Annotated in this window: 15 protein-coding genes and 1 pseudogene; 4 read left to right on the forward strand and 12 right to left on the reverse strand. The window is 52.4% G+C overall.

Annotated features, from left to right (window positions below):
- Nucleotides 1-130: 130 nt before the first annotated feature.
- The gene (gene clpB / locus BRW62_RS07215; protein ID WP_099798884.1) at nt 131-2,755 is read right to left on the reverse strand and encodes an ATP-dependent chaperone ClpB; all 2,625 of its coding nucleotides are present in this window, start codon (nt 2,753-2,755) and stop codon (nt 131-133) included.
- Nucleotides 2,756-2,983: 228 nt separating this feature from the next.
- Nucleotides 2,984-3,406 (reverse strand): IS200/IS605 family transposase, encoded by a 423-nt coding sequence (tnpA, locus tag BRW62_RS07220; protein WP_198405924.1) that lies wholly within the window; start codon nt 3,404-3,406, stop codon nt 2,984-2,986.
- A 79-nt stretch (nt 3,407-3,485) separates the two neighbouring features.
- On the opposite strand from tnpA, the gene BRW62_RS07225 reads away from it, so the two are divergent.
- Both BRW62_RS07225 and BRW62_RS07230 read left to right on the forward strand, forming a co-directional pair.
- The gene (locus tag BRW62_RS07225) at nt 3,486-4,175 is read left to right on the forward strand and encodes an RNA-guided endonuclease TnpB family protein (protein WP_099798885.1); all 690 of its coding nucleotides are present in this window, start codon (nt 3,486-3,488) and stop codon (nt 4,173-4,175) included.
- Nucleotides 4,176-4,367: 192 nt separating this feature from the next.
- On the forward strand, nt 4,368-7,835 hold the full coding sequence (locus BRW62_RS07230; RefSeq protein ID WP_099798886.1) for a bifunctional diguanylate cyclase/phosphodiesterase: 3,468 nt from the start codon (nt 4,368-4,370) through the stop codon (nt 7,833-7,835).
- Here the strand turns inward: BRW62_RS07230 and BRW62_RS13060 are convergent.
- The 8 genes from BRW62_RS13060 to BRW62_RS07270 form a co-directional block, all read right to left on the reverse strand.
- Entirely contained in the window at nt 7,723-8,253 is a 531-nt protein-coding gene (locus BRW62_RS13060) for a Coq4 family protein (protein WP_157768335.1), read from the reverse strand. The genes BRW62_RS07230 and BRW62_RS13060 overlap by 113 nt on opposite strands.
- A gap of 170 nt (nt 8,254-8,423) precedes the next feature.
- Entirely contained in the window at nt 8,424-9,446 is a 1,023-nt protein-coding gene (locus BRW62_RS07240) for a LysR family transcriptional regulator (protein WP_099798888.1), read from the reverse strand.
- Nucleotides 9,447-9,671: 225 nt separating this feature from the next.
- Nucleotides 9,672-10,715 carry an S-methyl-5-thioribose-1-phosphate isomerase gene (gene mtnA / locus BRW62_RS07245; protein ID WP_198406238.1) on the reverse strand — a complete coding sequence of 348 codons (1,044 nt, stop codon included), beginning with the start codon at nt 10,713-10,715 and terminating at the stop codon, nt 9,672-9,674.
- Nucleotides 10,716-10,956: 241 nt separating this feature from the next.
- On the reverse strand, nt 10,957-11,355 hold the full coding sequence (locus BRW62_RS07250; RefSeq protein ID WP_099798890.1) for an SH3 domain-containing protein: 399 nt from the start codon (nt 11,353-11,355) through the stop codon (nt 10,957-10,959).
- Between the two features lie 3 nt (nt 11,356-11,358).
- A complete protein-coding gene (locus tag BRW62_RS07255) occupies nt 11,359-12,858 on the reverse strand; it encodes an AAA family ATPase (protein WP_099798891.1) in 1,500 nt (499 codons plus the stop codon).
- A complete protein-coding gene (locus tag BRW62_RS07260) occupies nt 12,855-13,361 on the reverse strand; it encodes a YceD family protein (RefSeq protein ID WP_099798892.1) in 507 nt (168 codons plus the stop codon). The genes BRW62_RS07255 and BRW62_RS07260 overlap by 4 nt, the downstream gene beginning before the upstream one ends.
- Nucleotide 13,362: 1 nt before the next feature.
- A complete protein-coding gene (locus BRW62_RS07265) occupies nt 13,363-13,794 on the reverse strand; it encodes a BLUF domain-containing protein (RefSeq protein WP_099798893.1) in 432 nt (143 codons plus the stop codon).
- 449 nt (nt 13,795-14,243) lie between these two features.
- Nucleotides 14,244-15,401 carry an RNA-guided endonuclease InsQ/TnpB family protein gene (locus tag BRW62_RS07270; RefSeq protein ID WP_099798241.1) on the reverse strand — a complete coding sequence of 386 codons (1,158 nt, stop codon included), beginning with the start codon at nt 15,399-15,401 and terminating at the stop codon, nt 14,244-14,246.
- Between the two features lie 24 nt (nt 15,402-15,425).
- Here BRW62_RS07270 and BRW62_RS07275 point away from each other — a divergent pair, with 24 nt between their 5' ends.
- The gene (locus tag BRW62_RS07275) at nt 15,426-16,541 is read left to right on the forward strand and encodes a SpoIID/LytB domain-containing protein (protein WP_099798894.1); all 1,116 of its coding nucleotides are present in this window, start codon (nt 15,426-15,428) and stop codon (nt 16,539-16,541) included.
- Here the strand turns inward: BRW62_RS07275 and cobA are convergent.
- The gene (gene cobA / locus BRW62_RS07280; protein ID WP_227517296.1) at nt 16,518-18,050 is read right to left on the reverse strand and encodes a uroporphyrinogen-III C-methyltransferase; all 1,533 of its coding nucleotides are present in this window, start codon (nt 18,048-18,050) and stop codon (nt 16,518-16,520) included. The genes BRW62_RS07275 and cobA overlap by 24 nt on opposite strands.
- Before the next feature lie 90 nt (nt 18,051-18,140).
- Between cobA and BRW62_RS15500 the strand changes: the two are divergent.
- Nucleotides 18,141-19,351, forward strand: a pseudogene (locus BRW62_RS15500) (ISL3 family transposase).
- Here BRW62_RS15500 and BRW62_RS07290 read toward each other — a convergent pair.
- The gene (locus tag BRW62_RS07290) at nt 19,348-19,656 is read right to left on the reverse strand and encodes a hypothetical protein (RefSeq protein WP_099798895.1); all 309 of its coding nucleotides are present in this window, start codon (nt 19,654-19,656) and stop codon (nt 19,348-19,350) included. The pseudogene BRW62_RS15500 and the gene BRW62_RS07290 overlap by 4 nt on opposite strands.
- Nucleotides 19,657-19,679: the final 23 nt, after the last annotated feature.

Genomic DNA, 19,679 nt, shown 5'->3' on the forward strand with positions numbered 1-19,679 from the left:
GTGATCCTGTATAGACAACTCCTTCAATGGTTCCGCTTTTTTCAGGGGAGGCATCGCCCTGTAGCAACGATCGCCATAGCCTAGCAGGGAACCTGAAGGAGTTGATCTTAACAGCCGCTTACCGGGGGACTTACGATGTGGCTAAGGCAGCCGTAGCATCCTGGCGTTGGAAGACAAGTCGCTCGTTATCCCCCACCTCAACGATCACTGTATCCCCATCATAGAAATCGCCACGGAGAATGCCTTTGGCTATAGGGGTTTCCAGTTGTTTTTGCACTGCCCGCTTCAGCGGACGGGCACCATAGACGGGATCGTAGCCTACCTCGACTAGGAAGTCGATAGCTTTGTCCGAAAGGGCGAGGGTAATGTGGCGATCGCTCAGGCGATCTTGCAGCCGCTGCACTTGCAGTTTCACAATCTGCCGCAACTGCTCTTTGCGCAGGCTATGGAAGATAATAAACTCATCCACGCGGTTGAGAAATTCTGGGCGGAAGTGGTTGCGCATGGCCTCCATAACGCGGTTGTACATTTCACTGTAGCGGCTGTCATCCCCGGCCACATCCAGAATGTATTGCGAGCCGATATTGCTGGTCATGATAATGATCGTGTTTTTGAAATCGACGGTGCGCCCTTGGGCATCGGTGACCCGCCCATCATCAAGAATTTGCAGGAAAACATTAAACACATCGGGATGGGCTTTTTCAATTTCATCAAAGAGAACAACAGCGTAGGGACGACGGCGAATGGCCTCGGTCAGTTGCCCGCCTTCGTCATAGCCAACATAGCCCGGCGGGGCACCAATGAGGCGAGATACGGCGTGTTTTTCCATGTACTCGGACATGTCAATGCGTACCATGGCCTCTTCGGTGTCAAACATGAAGGCCGCCAGCGTCTTAGCGAGTTCGGTTTTACCCACACCCGTTGGGCCGAGGAAAATAAAGCTAGCAATGGGACGGTTGGGGTCGGCTAAACCCGCCCGGGAGCGCTGAATGGCTTCAGCCACAGCGGTAACGGCCTCGTCTTGGCCAATGACTCGCTTGTGGAGTTCGTCTTCTAGGTGCAGCAGTTTTTGCGCTTCTGATTCCACCAGCTTGCTGATGGGAATGCCGGTCCACTTGGAGATGATTTCAGCAATGTCTGCCTCGGTGACTTCATCCCGCAGCAGCGATCGCCCACCGACTTGGGTCTGCTGTAGCTTGGCTTCGGTATCGGCCAGTTGTTTTTGCAGATCCGTGAGTTTGCCGTACTTCAGCTCTGCAGCGCGGTTGAGGTCATAGTTGCGCTCGGCCTGCTGAATCTCAATGTTGACTTTTTCAATATCTTCCTTAATGGCTTGCAGTCGATCAATGACTTCTTTTTCCGCTTGCCACTGGGCATTGAGGCGACTTTGCTCTTCCTTGAGATCGGCGAGTTCTTTCTCCAGTTTTTCGAGGCGATCGCGAGAAGCGGCAGAGGTTTCTTTTTGCAGCGAGAGCCGCTCCATTTCTAGCTGCAAAATTTTGCGGTCAATTTCATCCAGCTCCTCAGGTTTAGAGGTAATCTCCATTTTCAGCTTGGCGGCTGCCTCATCCACAAGGTCGATGGCTTTGTCCGGCAAGAAGCGATCGCTAATGTAGCGGGTTGACAGTGTGGCCGCAGCCACCAGAGCCGTATCGGAAATTTTCACCCCATGGTGAATTTCGTAGCGCTCTTTCAGACCCCGCAAAATCGAGATCGTATCTTCAACGCTGGGCTGATCCACATAGACCTGTTGAAAGCGCCGCTCTAAGGCTGCATCTTTCTCGATATATTTGCGGTATTCATCAAGGGTGGTGGCACCAATACAGCGCAGTTCCCCCCGCGCCAGCATGGGCTTGAGCAGGTTGCCCGCATCCATCGCCCCTTGGGTTGCCCCTGCCCCCACAACGGTATGGATTTCATCAATAAAAAGAATAATCTGGCCGTTGGACTCGGTTACCTCTTTGAGCACTGCTTTGAGGCGCTCTTCAAACTCACCGCGGTACTTGGCACCGGCAATCAGCGCCCCCATATCCAAGGCAATGAGTTGGCGATCGCGCAGGGAATCGGGAACATCCCCCGCCACAATACGCTGAGCCAAGCCCTCGGCAATGGCAGTTTTACCCACCCCCGGCTCGCCAATTAAAACCGGATTATTTTTAGTCCGCCGCGAGAGAATTTGAATCACCCGCCGAATTTCATCATCACGCCCAATCACCGGATCCAGCTTGCCTTGGCGGGCAAGGAGCGTCAGATCACGGCCATACTTTTCAAGGGAGGCGTATTTTCCTTCTGGGTTTTGATCCGTCACTTTTTGAGTACCGCGAATTTGCTGAATGGTTTCTCGTAGCCCTCGTTCTGTGAGGCCAACATCCTGGTAGAGCTTTTTGCCGAAGCGATCGTCGTGAGTAAACCCCAAGACTAAATGCTCAATCGAGATAAAGTCATCCCCAAATTGTTTACGCACCTCGTCAGCGCGATCTAGGAGCTTATCCAGACTTTGCCCCAAATAGACGCCACTGGGATTCGCAATCTTGGGCTGACGATTGATAAACTCATCGGTGAGATCCCGCAGCCGCTGTACAGAGCAACCAGCTTTCTGAAAAATTTGCGTTGCCAAGCCATCCTGCTCCAGCAACGATTTCATCAAGTGTTCACTTTCAAGATTTTGCTGTTGAGCCTGTTTGGCTAAATCTGGTGTGCGGGCGATCGCCGCCCATGCCTTCTCGGTAAATAGATTTGGATTGGATGGTTGCATGGCTAGACCCCCTGACCCGTGCTGGTCTGGTAATGTTTTTAACTATTTGTATTGTAGATGTGACCAAGCTACAGACAGTTTCGGACTTCCCTACTGCCAAGGTAGGATTAACGCCCACCTTCAAGGGTAGTTTATAGAAAATGGAGGGCACGGGAACCAGATAAACCCCCTTGCTTCAGGTCGGGGATACAGAATGGTTCCCGCGCCGCTGCAAAGTGGCAGAGTTGATCAACCCTGGCACTCCTCGATATAGCGCTTAACGGTTTGAGCCGACACATTGCCACAGGTTCCCCAATAAAACGACCTGGCCCAAAGCGGATCTTTTTGGTAGAGCTGCTTCAGCCAGGGAAACTCCATCCTAAGATGCCGTGAACTGTAGCCTTTCAGGATGTTCACGACTTGAGACGCTGACATTCTAGGCGGGAATGATGCAAAAACGTGAACGTGGTCTATCAGGGTGCGGTCAATCTCGATGGCCTCAATCTCAATGTCATTGTTCGCCGCCGCCTCTCGGATATACCGCTTCGTGGCCTCAATGATAGCCTCATCTCGAAAGATTTTGCGCCGCTTAAAGGGTATCCAGACAAAGTGGTGCCCTGATTGATACTTGGCGTGGCGCGTTGACTTGACCTGTATACCATCTTGCCTCATAGCGGTTAAACCGTTGCCCTGCATATTGCCGGTAACTGCACACCTATAGTATAGTTTTTAGGACGGACGCACTACAGTCATGCTGATTAACAAAGCCTACAAATTTCGCATCTACCCGAATCAGGAACAGGAGCAATGCTTTGCTCACCACTTTGGCTGTGTGCGGTTTGTCTACAACCGGATGTTGGCGCTGTTCAAGGAAACGCGCCAGTTCAATAAGAAAGGGTTCGTCAAGTACCAGGTCACGGCACCCCGCTACTTTCGCAAGGCGGAGGCACGGATTTCGCGGTTACAACAGGTTTTGGCGGCTAAGCAAAAAGGGAGTAACAACTGGCGGAAGGTAAAGAAAAAGCTGGCCATCGCCTATGAGCGGGTGGCCTTTAAGCGGGCTGACCTAGCCCACAAAATCAGTTACCAACTCACCCAGGAAAACCAACTGGTGGGGCTGGAAACGCTGAATATTCAAGGCATGTTGAGGAATCACTGCCTGGCCAAGTCTGTTTCGGATGCTGCTATCCGAGTGCTGCACGTCTACACCACCTATAAGGGCAAGTGGTACGGAGCTGCCGTTCAATTCATTGAGCGCTGGTTCCCGTCCACCAAGCTTTGCTGGGATTGCGGGTCACTGAACGACAATTTGACGCTCAGTGACCGAGAGTGGACGTGCCCATCGTGTGGAAGGCAGCATGTTCGCGACGTGACCGCTGCATGGAATATCCTGCAAGAGGCGGTTCGTCTTTTACCGGGGAACCCGGAATTAAGCCCCTAACCGGGGTAGAAGCCTCGCCCTTCTAGGGCGGGGTTCAGTTCACCACCTCAAGCCTTAGAGGCATCACGCAGCTGCTGCTGGAACCGGGCAAGACTCTCAGAACTGAAACCGCAGAGCATTGAGCGTCCCGACTAGACTAAAAGCAGGAAATTTGATTTAGGCGTTAGCTACCACTTGCGGCTGTAATGATCTATGCCCAATCCAAAACTATTGACGGTCGTGGCGCTGGGAAGCCTTGGTGTGGGAACCGCTGTTTTGGTGGATCTCCTGCTTGCACTCTATGAGAACCGCTTACCCTCGTTATCTATTTCTGATGGTTTGAGTGCTGTCGCTGTTTGGCTGATCGGACTCAATATTCTTTTAGTCGTGTGGTGGCCACCACTGCTGCAGCCGAATCGACTACAACTGGTGCAGCGGTCAACGGGGCTGGTGTTACTAGTGATAACACTACTGGCTAGCCTACATGTCGTGTCACTCTGGCCGCAGCCTTGGCTGGTGGAACTCCGGATGCTCCAAGTCAATACACCTATCTTGCGCCCTTTGGCCTTGTTGGGGTTGGGTCTGAGTGTGTGGGGGCTGGGGGGAACGCCGCAATGGCAAATTATCTTAAGCCAAGGGGGGGCGATCGCTGGCGGCAGCCTACTGCTGCTGGAACTGTTGGACGTCACCTATCGCTTGCCTCAAGAGGTCGGTACCTTAGGCTCCCTGATTAGTGGGAGTTTGCTGTGGCTCCTCAGTGTTCACTTGCTCCAGTTACGCCCCCATCGCGGCTTAATGCGCTACCTGATGTCACCAACGGCGGGTGGCATCCTCCTGCGCCAATTTTTACCATGGGTCATTGTGGGGCCTATTGTCATTGGTTGGACGGTGGAGTACCTCCACCATGATTCGCAGCTTATTAATGGCACCGTTGCGCAAGACATCCAAGTTCTGAGTACGATCCTGTTTTTCATTAGCTTGTTGGCAGTGGGTGCCCACCGCCTCAACCAGCTAGAGCAAGAACGGCAGTCCTTTTACCGTGCCTATACAGAAATTGAGCAGATCTTCCGCAGCAGTATTTTTCTGTCTCCCTTTCCCATGGCGCTGGTGGCTGAGGATGGGCAACTGTGGTTAGTGAACCGCGCCTGGCAAGAGGAAACTGGCTATAGGCCGAGTGAGATTACGACATGGCAGCAGTGGCTGAGTGTCACGTTCCCACAGCCAGAGGTGCATCGCTGGGCTGACGCAGAATTTCGTCGCCCTTTTGTCACGGCAGAGCGGGTGGAGCATGGGGATGTTCAGGTTCACACCAACTGGCGAGAGGTGCGGATATGGAATATGGTGTCTATTCCGCTGAAGCTCAGCACCAGCAATCAACTATTGGCACTGATCACAGCGGTCGATGTCACCGAGAATCGCCAAATGACCCAAGAGCTAGAAACTCATAAATCGGAACTGGAAGCCCAAGTAGCTGCCCGTACGCTTGATTTGGTGGCGGTGAATGCCGAACTGCAAGCCTCTGAAGAAAAGCTTAATCAATTGCTAGACCGAGCCGATGCCTTTGTGAGTCAGATTTCTATTGCGGCGGATGGCTCATGGCACTATGAGTATCTCTCTCAAGGGCACCTGCGCATTTTGGGCTATAGTCCCCACGAGTTTCAGCAAAATAAAGACCTGTGGCGATCGCGCATTCCTGACGATGACTGGGAAGCGTATCACCGTCCTTTTCATGAAACACTGCTTGCCCATGGTAGCGCCCATACGGAGTACCGCTTCCGTCACCGCGAGGGGCACATTATCTGGATCTCGCTGAACGCTAGTAGTGATCCCCAAGCAGATGGCAGCCATTTGATCACCTACGTTGGCGTTGACATTAGCCAGCGCAAAAAAGCCATTCTAGCCTTGGCGGAAAGTGAGGCCCGCTTTCGGCAGATGGCAGATTCCTCAACCTTAATGATTTGGCTCTCGGATGAATTGGGCAACATCACCTTTGCCAATCAGACAATTCTTAGTTTTTTGCAGGTATCCTTTGAGAGCGTAGAGGGTTGGCAATGGCTTGAGTTTGTGCATCCCGATGACCAACAGCGGGTTGAAGTCGCTATCCGGGACGCAATGCAACAGCAGCACAGCTATGAAATAGAGTATCGGGTGCACTCTCCTAAGGAGGGGTATCGCTGGATTTTGGAGCAGGCTAAGCCTCGCTATGACGATGATGGCAACTTTATTGGCTATGTTGGCTCGGCGATTGACATTACAACTCTAAAGCTGGGAGAAGCTAAGCTCCGCAGTGCGGCATGGCAAGATAGCTTGACGGGACTACCCAACCGAACCTTTCTCACGGATAAAATTGAGGGTTTGTTGGAGGCCTATCATCGGGGAGCCATCCCACCGTTTGCGGTCATGTTTCTTGATCTCGATCGCTTTAAGGTGGTGAACGACAGTTTAGGCCACGCAGCGGGGGATGAACTACTGCTAGAAATTGCCCATCGCTTACGCTCGGTGTTACGCCAGCAGGATACCCTAGGGCGACTGGGGGGCGATGAATTTATTGCTATTATTGAAAACATTGAAGGCGTAGACGAGCTTTACGAGTGTGGCGATCGCCTGCGGTTTCGGGTCAGCGAGCCTTACCTCCTCAAGCATACGGAGGTGAGTGTCGGGGTCAGTATTGGCATTGCCATTGTTACTCCCAGCTACCATAGTGCTGGTGAACTCTTGCGGGATGCGGATATTGCCATGTATGCCGCCAAGAGTCGGGGACGTAACTGTATGCAATTATTTCAACCCGATCGCCACCAGATGGCCCATACCCTACTTCAACGGGAACAGGAATTTCGGCGGGCACTGCAACAGAATCAACTGGAGGTGTTTTATCAGCCGATTGTCGAGCTAGCCACTCAAAAACTACTCGGGTTTGAGGTACTGCTGCGTTGGCGCCACCCAGAAGCGGGGTGGATCACACCCGCAGAGTTTTTACCCCTAGCAACGGCCTTGGGCTTGGCTCAGAAGGTAGATGAATGGGTATTACTAAAAGCAGTAGCAACATTACATCAATGGCACAAAGAACTGGGGGCGGCTGCAACAAGCCTAACCTTGAGTATCAACATCTCCGATGCTTTTTTTGCCTCTGGTCAGATGGCAGACCGCCTCAAGCAGCTACTGCAGACCTACGGTATCTGTGGCCACCAAATTATCCTTGAAATTACTGAGCAAGTCATTATGGAGAATGCTGACTTTGCGCGACGGCAACTCGAAGACCTCAGCGCCATTCAGGTTCGCTGTAGCATTGATGATTTTGGGACTGGTTATTCTTCCCTGAGTCGCCTCAGCCAGCTCCCGCTCTATGCCCTCAAAATTGATCAATCCTTTGTGCGGGCAATGAGTGCTGGCTCACAACATCTGGAGATTATTCGTGCCATCCTCAGTTTGGCTCAGGCCATTGACATTGAAGTCATTGCCGAAGGTATTGAGCACCACGAGCAACAAGAGCAGCTATTGCAGTTGGGCTGCCGCCGTGGGCAAGGATTTCTCTTTAGCCCGCCGGTCACTGCTCAAATGGCTCAGAGCTTCATAAGCCGTAAATACTGCGCACCTGAGGTGTCGGTAAATACCACTGACGCTCGACCGGCCATGTATTGGGATCAAAGCGGCTCTGTTGGCCACGACGATACGCCGCGGTAAGACGTTGCTCCAACGCTGTTGCCGAGAGCAGGTTAAGCTGACGAATGCGCCGACAGGCTTGCCGCTTGAGCAAGGCATTGAGGGGCGTAAAGCCAATCCCCAAAAGAAAGGCTTGCAACTCGGCTTCACCCACTAAGTCGGTGTCATAGCCCGTTAAGACATGGCTGGCATCGTGGAGTTGCTTGCGGCGGGAGCCAGTGGTGAAGGGGGTCAGTCCTTCGTGCTGGTAAAAGGTGGCAAGGTCATGGCCAAAGGTATGCTCGGGCAACGACTGCAAGAAATCGAGGTGAATTATTTGGGCTTCGCTCATACCGAACCACGTGCCCAAGGTATCAATCACCCCTAGGAAGGCGTCAAATCGCTGTTGGTTAATGGCTGGTTCAGCAGTTATCATCAAGGAGTCATCACGTTTAGGCATAGTCGTTCCCGCCAGATTGACACTCATGGAAAAACAGTGGAATGCATCTGAAGACATGGCAGAGGGGCTACCAAGACAGAACACTATCAATCGTGGCTGAGGAAGATGACAGCGACTTGACAACGGTATGAAACTGCTGCAACAACAACTCGAACCAATTCCCTGCGCTGCTATTCGCTGGTTTCGGTGGGGGCGATCGCCAACAGTTCCTTAAGGGGTTTTTCGCTATCGGAGAGCGGATTTTTTAGAGGTTCCAACTCATTGCCTAGGGTAAACGTGGCAAACTGGGTGAGAATTTCGCGGCAGAAGACCTCCGCTGCTCGCGATCGATAACGGTTTGGGTTGGTAATGAGGGATAGCGTGCGCTTCACCACCACATTCTCGATTTTGACCCGCTGTAAACTACCCAGTTGTAGTTCCTTCTCAATGGCGGAAACAGACACAAACGCAGCCCCCAAACCAGATTGGACAGCGTTTTTTATCGCTTCAATCGAGTTCAGCTCCATTTCCACCTTGAGGCGGCGCGGATCAATGTTGGCTCGTTGCAGCACTTGGTCAATGACCTTGCGAATGGTGGATTGGGCATCTAGGGTAATAAAACTTAGTTTGTAGAGATCCTCCTTGGAGAGCATGTCGATTCCCGACAGCGGATGCTCTACGGGCAATACTAAGGCAAGTTCATCTTCGGCGTAGGGGGTAACGGTAATTTGCTCGCTCAGTTCCGAGGGCACTTCCCCACCAATAATCGCCAGATCAATCTGGCCGTTGACAAGGCTCCAACAGGTGCGGCGGGTGGAGTGAACATGGAGTTGCACGGCCACCTCTGGATATTTGCTGCGAAATAAACCAATCATCCGGGGCATAAGGTAGGTGCCGGTGGTTTGGCTGGCCCCAATAATCAGGGTGCCCCCTTGGAGCTGTTGCAGGTCTTCAATGGCACGGCAGGCTTCCTGACATAGCGAAAGAATCTGATCGCCGTAGGAGAGCAAAAGCTGTCCTGCTTCGGTGAGTTGGGCGCGCCGCCCGCCCCGATCAAACAGCGGTACGTTCAGTTGGCGCTCAAGGTTCTGAACCTGTAAGCTAACGGCAGGCTGCGAGACGTAAAGACTATCTGCGGCTCGCTTAAAGCTCCCTTCGAGGGCGATCGCCTTGAGAATCCGTAATTGATCAAGGGAAAATGGCAGATCCGACATGGGCGTTAAGCCATAACGAGGCTGATAAGAGGCGTTCTTCTGAACTTATCAGGAATCCTAACCAATTGGTACGGGTCAAGACGCTTGCAGGCTAGCCCTTCGGCACCTCAACCCCGCAATATGCCTCCCAGAATTGATTCTACAGGGTTGGATATTTCTCAAATGATAGTTACATTTTGCAACATATACTTTGCAACATATTGCCACAGGGGTAGCAGGGGCGAGTTAGGCAGCACCAATCCCCCGCGCAAGATCCGCAGGCGCAAACACCCCCAGTTCAGTAATAATGCCGGTAATGAGGTGGGCTGGGGTGACATCAAAGGCGGGGTTATAGAAATCAACGCCAGCGGGCGCAATACGAGTAAACCCCACTTGGTAAATTTCTTGGGGATGGCGCTCTTCAATCGGGATCTCTGCACCAGTATGAATCTTGGTATCAATCGTGGAGAGAGGGGCAGCCACAAAAAAGGGAATGTCATGGGCTTGGGCCGCCAGCGCCACGCTGTAGGTACCAATTTTATTGGCGGTATCACCGTTCAGAGCGATGCGATCGGCACCGACCACAACGGCATCAATCATGCCGCGTTGCATACAGTGGGCAGCCATCGTATCTGCTAAGAGGGTCACCGGAATCCCTTCTTGCACACATTCCCATGCTGTGAGCTTAGCACCTTGGAGGCGCGGGCGGGTTTCATCGGCATAGACCCGCTCTAGACGGTTGGCACGCCAAGCAGATCGCACAACACCGAGAGCCGTACCATAGCCTGCTGTGGCCAACGCTCCTGCATTGCAATGGGTCAGCAGCCGCAGTTTTTCAGGGGTGCTGGGTAGGGCAGCCAACCCATGCTGACCAATGGCTTGACAGGTGGCCACATCCTCGCTGGCAATGGCTTGGGCGGTTGCCAATAAATGGTCTTTTAGCGCCTCGATGGTGGCAGTTTCAGCCTGAGCTGCACTCAGCATGCGATCAATTGCCCAAAACAGATTCACCGCAGTAGGACGGGTTTGCCGGAGGTCAGTAGCCACTGCTTCCAAATGTGCCAAAAAGCTAGCGCGATCGCTACCGCTATACTCCTGCGCTCCCAATACCATGCCGAAGGCAGCAGCCACTCCAATGGCCGGGGCACCGCGAACAATCATGGTGCGAATAGCCGTCGCCATCTCGGCAGACGTCCTGATCTCTTTCAATTCATAGGCGGCGGGTAAGCGGGTCTGATCAATTAAATGGACGCGATCGCCGTGCCAAATGACCGGAAAAATAGCCCCCATACTCTCAGAACCCGCCACGACTGTCTCCTTACCTCTGCCTGTACTTGCAGCACCTAAACAACTTGTTATCATAGCCCAGCCCATCCACAAAATCGCCTCAAAAGGTAGGTGTGCCCCTCCCGGCGATTGACAATTTTGAGCCGGTGGCTGCCATCAAGAGTCCACAGGTCACACAAACAAGCCCAGCTCCTAGGCAAAGTCTAGGTCTTTTGCTAGAACGTTCTTCTTAGGGATTGCCTAGCTATTGTTCCTGAATGCCAAAGGCCAATACCCAGCCCTCTAGGTCATTTTGGGTGCGTACTTTGACCCACTCGCCATCGCCACTGCGCTCAAGGATGGTAACAACTTCTTCAAAGTCGATGCTTCCTAGGGCTTCGGCCTCGCGATCAGGGCGATCGCGCACCCGTAATCCTTCAGCATAGGTTACTCGTCCGTGTTTGACTGGTGCTGGGGAGGTGCTGGCGGGAGAGGTCGCGGTCTGAGCAGTGGGTAGCGGTTGCTCTACTTCGACGTTGGGGCGTGGGGGTGCCCACAGTAAGCCAAAAATTAATGGTGTAATAATGACTGCCACAGTAGTGGCAATGAGTCCTAGCCCCAGCAGGGTACCCAACAACCATTGCAGTAAGCGCAGGAGTTTCATGGGTTAACGGCTATTGGGGGAAGGCAGCAGGCGAGACGCAAACCGTGCCCGACCCGAGGCGGCCCACTCTTGCAGTTGGTGAACCTGTTCGCGAGCGGTGCGCGCCAAGGGAATGATTTCACTGGCAGCGTGGAGTAAATCTTCGGTGGTGAAGTCGCGATCTTGACTAAAGGCAAGATGCATGGCTTCAATAATACACTGCTCAATTTCAGCACCAGAAAAGTCAATGGTTTCGTAGGCGAGCCGATCCAAATCATAATGCCCGAGGCGATCGCCCCGTACCCGGCTGAGGTGCACTTCAAAAATTGCCCGCCGCTCATCGACGCTGGGTAAGCCCACAAAAAAGATTTCATCAAAGCGGCCTTTGCGCAATAGCTCTGGCGGCAATACTTGGATATTATTGGCAGTGGCAACGACAAAGACGGCGGAGGTTTTCTCTGCAAGCCATGTAATAATTGTGCCAAAGACACGGCTACTGGCTCCGCCATCACCGCGGCTATCAATGCCTGCAAAGGCTTTGTCCAGTTCATCAATCCACAGCACGCAGGGGGCAAGCGCCTCAGTAATTTGGATCATGTCACGGGTGCGGGCTTCGGATTCGCCAACAATGCCGCCAAATAACCGCCCTACATCTAGCCGCAGTAAAGGCAAGTGCCATTGGTGGGCGATCGCCTTCGCGGTTAGGGATTTACCGGTTCCCTGAATCCCTGCTAAGAGCACGCCCCGCGGATAGGGCAAGCCATAGCGACGGGCACGCTCTGAAAAGGCACCTCCCCGGCGCAGCAACCATTCTTTGAGGTTGTCGAGGCCACCAATATCCGCAATGGTTTCCTGAGCGGGATAAAAGTCAAGAATTTGGGTTTGCCGCAGGATTTGACGCTTTTCTTCAAGGACTAAATCGACATGGCTAGCGTCAAGGGTACCATTAAGGGCGATCGCCCGGCCAATGACCCGGCGAATGCGATCAAGGCTTAGCCCCTGACAGGCGCGAATCAACTGATCCAGCACTGCTTCTGAGGGAGTTGTCCCTAAACTTTGGCATAGCTTCAGTAATTCGGCATGAATGTCATCGCGACGGGGCAGCGGAAACTCCACCACCGTAACCACATCGCGGAGTTCAGGGGGTAACTGTACCGTTGGTGCTAGCAAAATCAGGTTCTTGGGTTGGGACTTTAACAGCCGTGCTAAATTCCGCAGCTTCCGGGAAATTGCAATATCGTCAAGAAACCGATGAAAATCCCGCAGCAAAATAATCGCCGCGGCAGGGGCAGGCAATTTTTCAATGAACTCTAACGCTTGCAGAGGATTACGCTTAGCGGTACCAGTATCGTTGGCGGTTCCCTGATACCCGTCTACAAAGTCCCAGATGTAGAGAGGACGCTGGTTAAACCGCTGGCTAATGCTGTGCAGTACCGCCTCCAGACGCTCTTCTTCTGTTGTGGGGATATACAACAGCGGGTAGCGGGCACGCAGTAGCAGTTCCAGATCGGAATGGGCACTCACGATGGTGGGTCAGAACGCTCTAAGGCAGATTGCAGTTGCGCTAAGGCCGCCCAGCGATGATCCGTGATCGCCTCTCCCGTTGCGGGTGGCATAATCCCACCACACTGAGGATCACAGTACTGTGGGTGGGGCAGGGCTAAGCATAACTGCTGATACAACCAATCTACTAAATCGATACGCCCTGTGGCGGGCAGGCTTTCCACAAGGTCATCCACAACATTTGCATCAGGCACAGCCGCAGTGTCCGCCAGCCAGATCAATTCCGTTGTCGTGCACACGAGCCGATGATTGTAGTACTGTAAACAGCGATCGCAACAAAGAGTGATAATTGTTACCACATTCGCGGACACCTCCAGATAGGTCTGGCGATGACTCACGCTGACAACGCCCTGCACTGGGGTTAAGGTGGCGAACTCTGGCCATTGCGCACTGACCTGCCATTCGTAGGTATGATCTGGCAGCCTGAGAAGATCAGGGATAAAGAGCCAGTGATGCTCGGCCACGCTAGGTTCCTTGGGTCATCCGATAAAGCTCTTGCAGGAAGCTAAAACACTGCTGGGGGTTCATGGAGGCAGGCTGAAAAGTAACTGCAGGGGAGTATTTTAGGCGCAGCAACCGGATGGTGTCGCTGTCCATATCTCCCAATTGCACCAGCCGCATTGACCAATTAATAAAGGTGCGCTCATCAATTTCCTTAAATTCAATGATTTCGGCACTGTGGTGGCGGGGGTCTTTGAGAATGCGAGCGTAGGTTTCGCTAATTTTGCGGCGATCGCCCTCAAGAGTCTGCAAAAACATCCCATTGCCAAAGCAGAGCATCCCCGTAATCCCATCGCGGACATTGTTCACTTCTGACTTAGCCATGATGTCTCGCAAATCGGGGTAGGCTAGGCCATCAGTCGCCGAACTGAGGTAGAGGAGGCGGTGAAGTCTCATCAACAATCCGTTGCAAATCCAACACAATTCCACTATGCCATGAAAGGGATCATCCTCAGACCCTCTGAAAGACCCCTCCCTATAAGGCAGCTACTGTGTATGCACATCTTGGACATGAGCTAGAATCCAGCCTTGAATACCCTGCCACTAGTACGAGTGCGGCACAACACAAAAGAAAACACAACACAAAGGAAAATAATTTGCGCCTTATATCCCCATCGCTAAAGCTAGGGACTTTACGGCGTTCTTCGGTCACGTCCGATGCACTAGCAGGAGTTACTGAGAACCCCGCCCTCTATGCGCCAACATGAATACCGGGGGTAGGTCACCTGTTGAGTACCGTACCAGTTGTTTGAGCGCTACTGTGGCTGACAGTTGCTCGGTCAAACCACGGCTCTCCCTGTTTGAGGCAAGGGAGTGTCAGAATAAACAAGGTAAACTTCCCCGCCCTAGAAGGGCGAGGCTTTCTGTAGCCCTCCGGCTATCTCGCAAGCTAGCCAGGAGCCTCCAGGCAGCGTTACGGACTGCCCCAAAAGCGCAATATTGATTGCTCCATTTAGGTCTGCATCACCAATCCATCCGCAATGCCCACACTTGAACTTTTTTTCAGTCCTCAGCCCAATATGCAAGCAACAATGGCAGGTTTGACTGGTATAGGCAGGTGGTACAGCAACCACCTCAACTCCTTCCTTGATACCCTTGTATTCCAGGAATTGTCGCAACTGATAGAACGCCCAACTGTTAGACCGTCTCCGCTCGGTCGTGTTTCTCGGTTGCTGGTTGATTCTATCTCGAATGCCTGTCAAATCCTCGATAGCAACAATGGCATGGAGTTGTTTTGCTTCACGAATGATGGATGCACTGATGGAATGATTGAGCCATCGCTGAAAACGTCTCTCCCTCCCCGACAGCCGTTGCAGGACTTGTCGGCATCTACGCCGACTCGACCGTGTGCCCTTCGAGGCTTTTTGCTGGAGCGATGCTCTCACTTTGGCGAAATGATCTCGGACTTGATTCAACTGCTTAGCATCCCAACCTTGATCGGTACTAGTTTTAGCGATTTCACGCCGACCGAAATCAACGCCAATCCCCTTGTCCGACTGAATGGGTTCAGGAGCTTCGTCGCTCAGTTGAATGTGGATGTAGTATCTTCCATCTCTGTGCTTGCACAGTTGAGCCGAAGTGGGTTTACACCCCTTCAGCTGGCCGCGCTGGTAGTGTCCTATTTCCAGTTTGATGTGTTCTCTACATCCCAGCAGGGTCAGGCTGACTGTCCAATCCTTCTCCCGAAAAGAGAAGATTCGGGCATCGTAGTCTGCCGAAGTTGGACGAAACGCTTTGACAGGTTTGCCCTTCACTTTGGCTGTTTTTCGATTCGCCCCAACCCTGGCGCAAACCCTGACTGCCTGATTAGCACTCAACCCAAACTGTTCTCGCAGGTCGTTATAGACCAACGACTGAATCGTTGTTTTGCTGGTTGTTTTGGGTTTGACTCGCTCATTGGCATAGTTGCAAGCAGCAGCAAACGCCTGAAGCACTGCCTCAATCTTGGCATTTTGTTCGGGTGTGGTTGCAAGTTTGCAAACTAGTGTCAGAGTTTGTTTCATCCTTTTATATTCTCACCTGTGACTATGAAAAACAAGCGTACTAAACCTGGCAATTTCGGGGGTATTGAACCCCTCTCAATTGCCGCTCCTGTCCCTCCCCGACCTGAAGGTGCGGGGCTTCTCGGAGGTTTTCTGCGATCGCCCCTAGTGATGTCCTTCGGTTTGGCCACACTCCTCAGTGGTGGCCTGACGCTGTGGCTGCTCCGTACTTTACTGCCCTCAACCGCAGCTTTGCCTGAACCACTCGCCGCCCCCCAGCGTCCATTGCCTCGCCCCCTTCTTGATGGTCGCAGTCCTCTACTTGGGACACCAAACATACCCAATAAAGCGCCGACAACAGCCCCTCCAGCAACCCCACACGCGAAAACCATTGTACCGGCGGTTCCACCGGTTGCCCTCCAGCCCGTGCCCCCCAGCCAAGACCCAGCACCGCAAGTGCGCGTGGCGATCGCCCGGGATCACGCCCACCTAACCGTTGGCACTGCCGTTGCCACCCCTGTTACGAACGATCAACAGCAGGTGATGACGCAATTGATCCCCTCCCAAGGGGCAACAGTGACCGCTCGCGAGGGGATTTTATTCTGGAATGGTCAACCCCTTGCTGCCTCGCTGTGGATTCGCCCCAGTAATCAACTCACCTTTGTGGGTAGTAAATGGTATCGCGGGGTTGTTCGCCTCATTGCCCAAGGCAATACCGTCACCGCAGTGAATCAGGTGGATCTAGAGCAATACCTTGTCAGTGTTGTGGGGTCGGAAGTGTATCCTGACTGGCCGATGGCAACCCTGAAAGCGCAGGCGATCGCTGCTCGTTCCTACGCCTTGGCACAGATGTTTCAGCCCGCCAGTCGCTTTTTTGACCTCGGCAACGATGAGCGCTGGCAAGTCTATCGCGGTATTGAAACAGAGTGGACAACAGGGCACGCCGCCGTTCAAGCTACCCGGGGGATTGTCCTTACCAAGAGTGGTCGGGTGATGGTGTCGATGTATGCTGCAACCGATGACATTGTGCGGGAGGTCTTTGGCGGACGGGGCATGAGCCAAACCGGCGCCTACGAACTGGGCAAACGCGGCTATAACCACCTGCAAATTTTGGGCACTTACTATCCGGGGGCGGGTCTATCGCAAATTCAAACCCAGTGAACGTGATATTAAGGCACTCAGTAACCCTTGCACACTATGGTCTTGAGCCTCGCAGTCCACTCGCCCGAGCAACTGGCGGCAGGTCTCAGAGGTTTGCGGACCAATGCTGGCAATCTGTACCGATGCAAGAAGCGTTGCCGCCTGAGCGCCAACCAATTGACAAAAGTGCTTAACGGTCTTGGAACTGGTAAAGGTTACCGTAGTTACCCGTCCCTCTTGCAACGCAGCTAGGATGGTGGGGTCAGCCTGCTGAGGGCAGCGCGATTCGTAGGCGGGCACTTCACTCACCGTCGCACCAGCGGCAGTAAATGCATCGGCTAAAAGGGGACGGCCACCGCTTTCAACCCGTGGAAACAGGAGACGCAGCCCAGCCACAGGCACTGGGAACTCAGCCACCAGCGCATCGGCCACAAATTCACTGGGGATAAAATCTGCCACAAGACCGTAGGTTTGCAGCGTCTGAGCCGTTTTTTCACCGACAACTGCAATCTTGAGGGTGGCTAAGGCACGGCTATCGTTGCCCTGCTGTTGCAGCCGCTGCATAAAAAAGTTCACGGCATTGTGGGACGTGAGAATCAGCCAGTCAAACTGGGGCAGTTGACTTAAGGCTGTATCGAGAGGCTGCCAAGAGCTAGGGGGAACAATTTCTAGGGTGGGCAATTCCAGAACCGTTGCCCCTGCAGCCCTTAACTGTTGGCTAAAGGGACTGGCTTGGCCAGCAGCACGGGTCACAAGAACGGTTTGACCAGATAAGGGGAAATCGGGCATGGGCGATGTTAAGGCGGGCAGTGCTAGATCTAGCCTAGCGAAAGGGTACCGCTTTTGCGCAACGGCACCGATCACCACAACGGCGGGAGCCATATCGGGGTGGTCGGCTATGTTTAGGTACTCCTCAAGGGTGCCAAACCACTCTTGCTGCTGGGGTTGTCCCGCCCATTGCACAATAGCTAGGCCATCGTGGGGCGATCGCCCCACAGCAATCAGTTGCTCTAGGATATAGCGCAGCGAGCGAGTGGCCATCAGGAGGATTAGGGTTTCGATTTGCACAAGGCTCGACCACGGCAGGGTTTCAGGGGCATGGCCCGACACAATGGCCACAGATTGGCTCACGTCCTTGGCTGTCACACACAAGCCTGCCAGTAAAGGGGCAGCGAGGGCGGAGGTCACCCCCGGCACCACTTCTATTGCCAGCCCCGCACTTAAGACGGCCTCTACCTCCTGCTGGAGGCGGCCAAACAGTCCGGGGTCACCACTTTTGAGCCGTACTATGCGACGATAGCGGTGGCCGTAGTCACACAGAAGCTGGTTGATCGCTGCTTGGGGTAGGGCTGCCCCACCCGCGCGTTTGCCGACAGGAACCCTGAGGCAATGGGCAGGAGCTAAATCTAGCAAGGAGGGGTGGATCAGCGCATCGTAGAGGATGACCTCCGCTTCTTTCAGACAAGCGATCGCCCGTAGCGTCAGATCAGCCACCGTTCCTAACCCAGCACCCACAAAAAAAATAGTCACTGAATTCTATCCTTGGGAAATATAGTGTTTGGCTAGGTGGGTCTATCGGACTTGGTATGCTAATGTAACATGCTATACGAAATCTGAGATATGCAGCTACTTCTAACTGATCTACTCAACCTACCTGGAATTGAGGTTGAAGATTATACCGATGTTGCGGGAGAATTGATTCTTATAGTGGAAGCAAAGACAACCGAGGCGATTTGCCCACGTTGCCAACAAAAAAGTTGTCATTTACACCAGAATCATTGGTATCTAGTGCGAGATTTAAGCATCAGTGGACGAACCGTATTTCTTAAGATCAATCGTCGCCAGTTTAAGTGTCGAACTTGTGGTAAGCCATTCAGTGAAACGCTCGATTTCATCGGCAATCGTCGCAAGCAAACGGATCGATTTGCTCAGTCAATCGTGCAACAGGTTTTGCACAGCAACATTCATAATGTTGCAATTTCAAATGGTCTCACTGATGAAGAAGTATGGTCAATGGTACAGTATGTCAGTAAAAAAAACTCCACGTCGATGTGAGTTCAGTAAAACGATTAGGTATAGATGAGATTTCCTTAGGTAAAGGATAAGGAGATTACATAGTTGTTTTGGTCGATTTAGAGCGGCGAATTCCCCTTGCCTTTGCGCCTTCTCGCAAGCAGGAAGATGTGAGGCAAGTGCTTGAGGCATGGGGAGCAGCAGTACTCAATCAAATTATTGAGGTGAGCATTGACCTGTCTGGAAACTATAAAAGTTTGGTTCATAAACTCCTACCGAATGCTACGGTGGTTGCCGACCGATTTCATGTTATAAACATTGTGAATCAGGAATTGGATAAGGCTCGACAAAGTATTTGTAAAGCGAATGAGCAGACGGTAAATGAAGTCCAGAAAGCCCAGATTGCAGCCGCGCTCAAACAAAGTAAATATGCGTTACTGAAGCCGGAGGAAAATCTAACTCAGAAGCAAAAAGCAAAACTGGAAGAAATTCGAGAAGTAGTGCCAAGTCTGGCTCGAATGCATCAGGAGAAGGAATCGTTTAGAGCCATCTTTGAGCCAGCAAAAGATTGGAAAGATGGAACCTTTCAATTGCTCGATTGGTTAGCTCAAGCTCAGGATTCTTTTCAAGAGAGTGTAAGAACAATTTGTCGGTGGTTTGGTGAAGTCACCGCCTATTTTGATAATCACACAAATAGTGGTGTTGTCGAAGGTATTAACAATAAATTGAAGCTGATCAAGCGGTCAGGTTATGGGTTCAGGAACTTTGACAATTTTCAGTTACGTTGCTTAATTTGCTGGCATTTAGCTATTGATTAAGCATAACTCGGACGATAGAGCCAGAGTGATTTGAAGCTTTTGAACGCCTCATTCACAGATTTCAACACTTGCTGTGCAGCCTGAGAATGTAACAGCTTCCCGTTTTCACTCTCCTTCAGTTTTGCGTAGAGGTTGACATACTTCAGAACCTTGAACGGTTTCCGTCCTTGTTCAAAGAAGTATTGCCGAGACTCATACACGCCTTGGTTGTAGAGATTGTTGGCAAGACGCGCTAACTCAGTAAGCAACTGAGCAAGCTGCTTGTCAGGTTGAAAAACATCTTTTTGGACGGCTAAAAACATCATTAGGTTAAGATGGTATGCAGTTA

Origin of the sequence: Thermostichus lividus PCC 6715 (genome assembly GCF_002754935.1) — a bacterium.
Classification (GTDB): domain Bacteria; phylum Cyanobacteriota; class Cyanobacteriia; order Thermosynechococcales; family Thermosynechococcaceae; genus Thermosynechococcus; species Thermosynechococcus lividus.

Coding starts and splice junctions, on each gene's coding strand:
- BRW62_RS07240 (WP_099798888.1), bottom strand. CDS start 9,446: ATGTCGGATCTGCCATTTTCCCTTGATCAATTACGGATTCTCAAGGCG.
- BRW62_RS07225 (WP_099798885.1), top strand. CDS start 3,486: ATGCTGATTAACAAAGCCTACAAATTTCGCATCTACCCGAATCAGGAA.
- BRW62_RS13060 (WP_157768335.1), bottom strand. CDS start 8,253: ATGCCTAAACGTGATGACTCCTTGATGATAACTGCTGAACCAGCCATT.
- tnpA (WP_198405924.1), bottom strand. CDS start 3,406: ATGAGGCAAGATGGTATACAGGTCAAGTCAACGCGCCACGCCAAGTAT.
- BRW62_RS07230 (WP_099798886.1), top strand. CDS start 4,368: ATGCCCAATCCAAAACTATTGACGGTCGTGGCGCTGGGAAGCCTTGGT.
- BRW62_RS07270 (WP_099798241.1), bottom strand. CDS start 15,401: ATGAAACAAACTCTGACACTAGTTTGCAAACTTGCAACCACACCCGAA.
- BRW62_RS07265 (WP_099798893.1), bottom strand. CDS start 13,794: ATGAGACTTCACCGCCTCCTCTACCTCAGTTCGGCGACTGATGGCCTA.
- BRW62_RS07250 (WP_099798890.1), bottom strand. CDS start 11,355: ATGAAACTCCTGCGCTTACTGCAATGGTTGTTGGGTACCCTGCTGGGG.
- BRW62_RS07275 (WP_099798894.1), top strand. CDS start 15,426: ATGAAAAACAAGCGTACTAAACCTGGCAATTTCGGGGGTATTGAACCC.
- mtnA (WP_198406238.1), bottom strand. CDS start 10,715: ATGGGGGCTATTTTTCCGGTCATTTGGCACGGCGATCGCGTCCATTTA.
- clpB (WP_099798884.1), bottom strand. CDS start 2,755: ATGCAACCATCCAATCCAAATCTATTTACCGAGAAGGCATGGGCGGCG.
- BRW62_RS07290 (WP_099798895.1), bottom strand. CDS start 19,656: ATGATGTTTTTAGCCGTCCAAAAAGATGTTTTTCAACCTGACAAGCAG.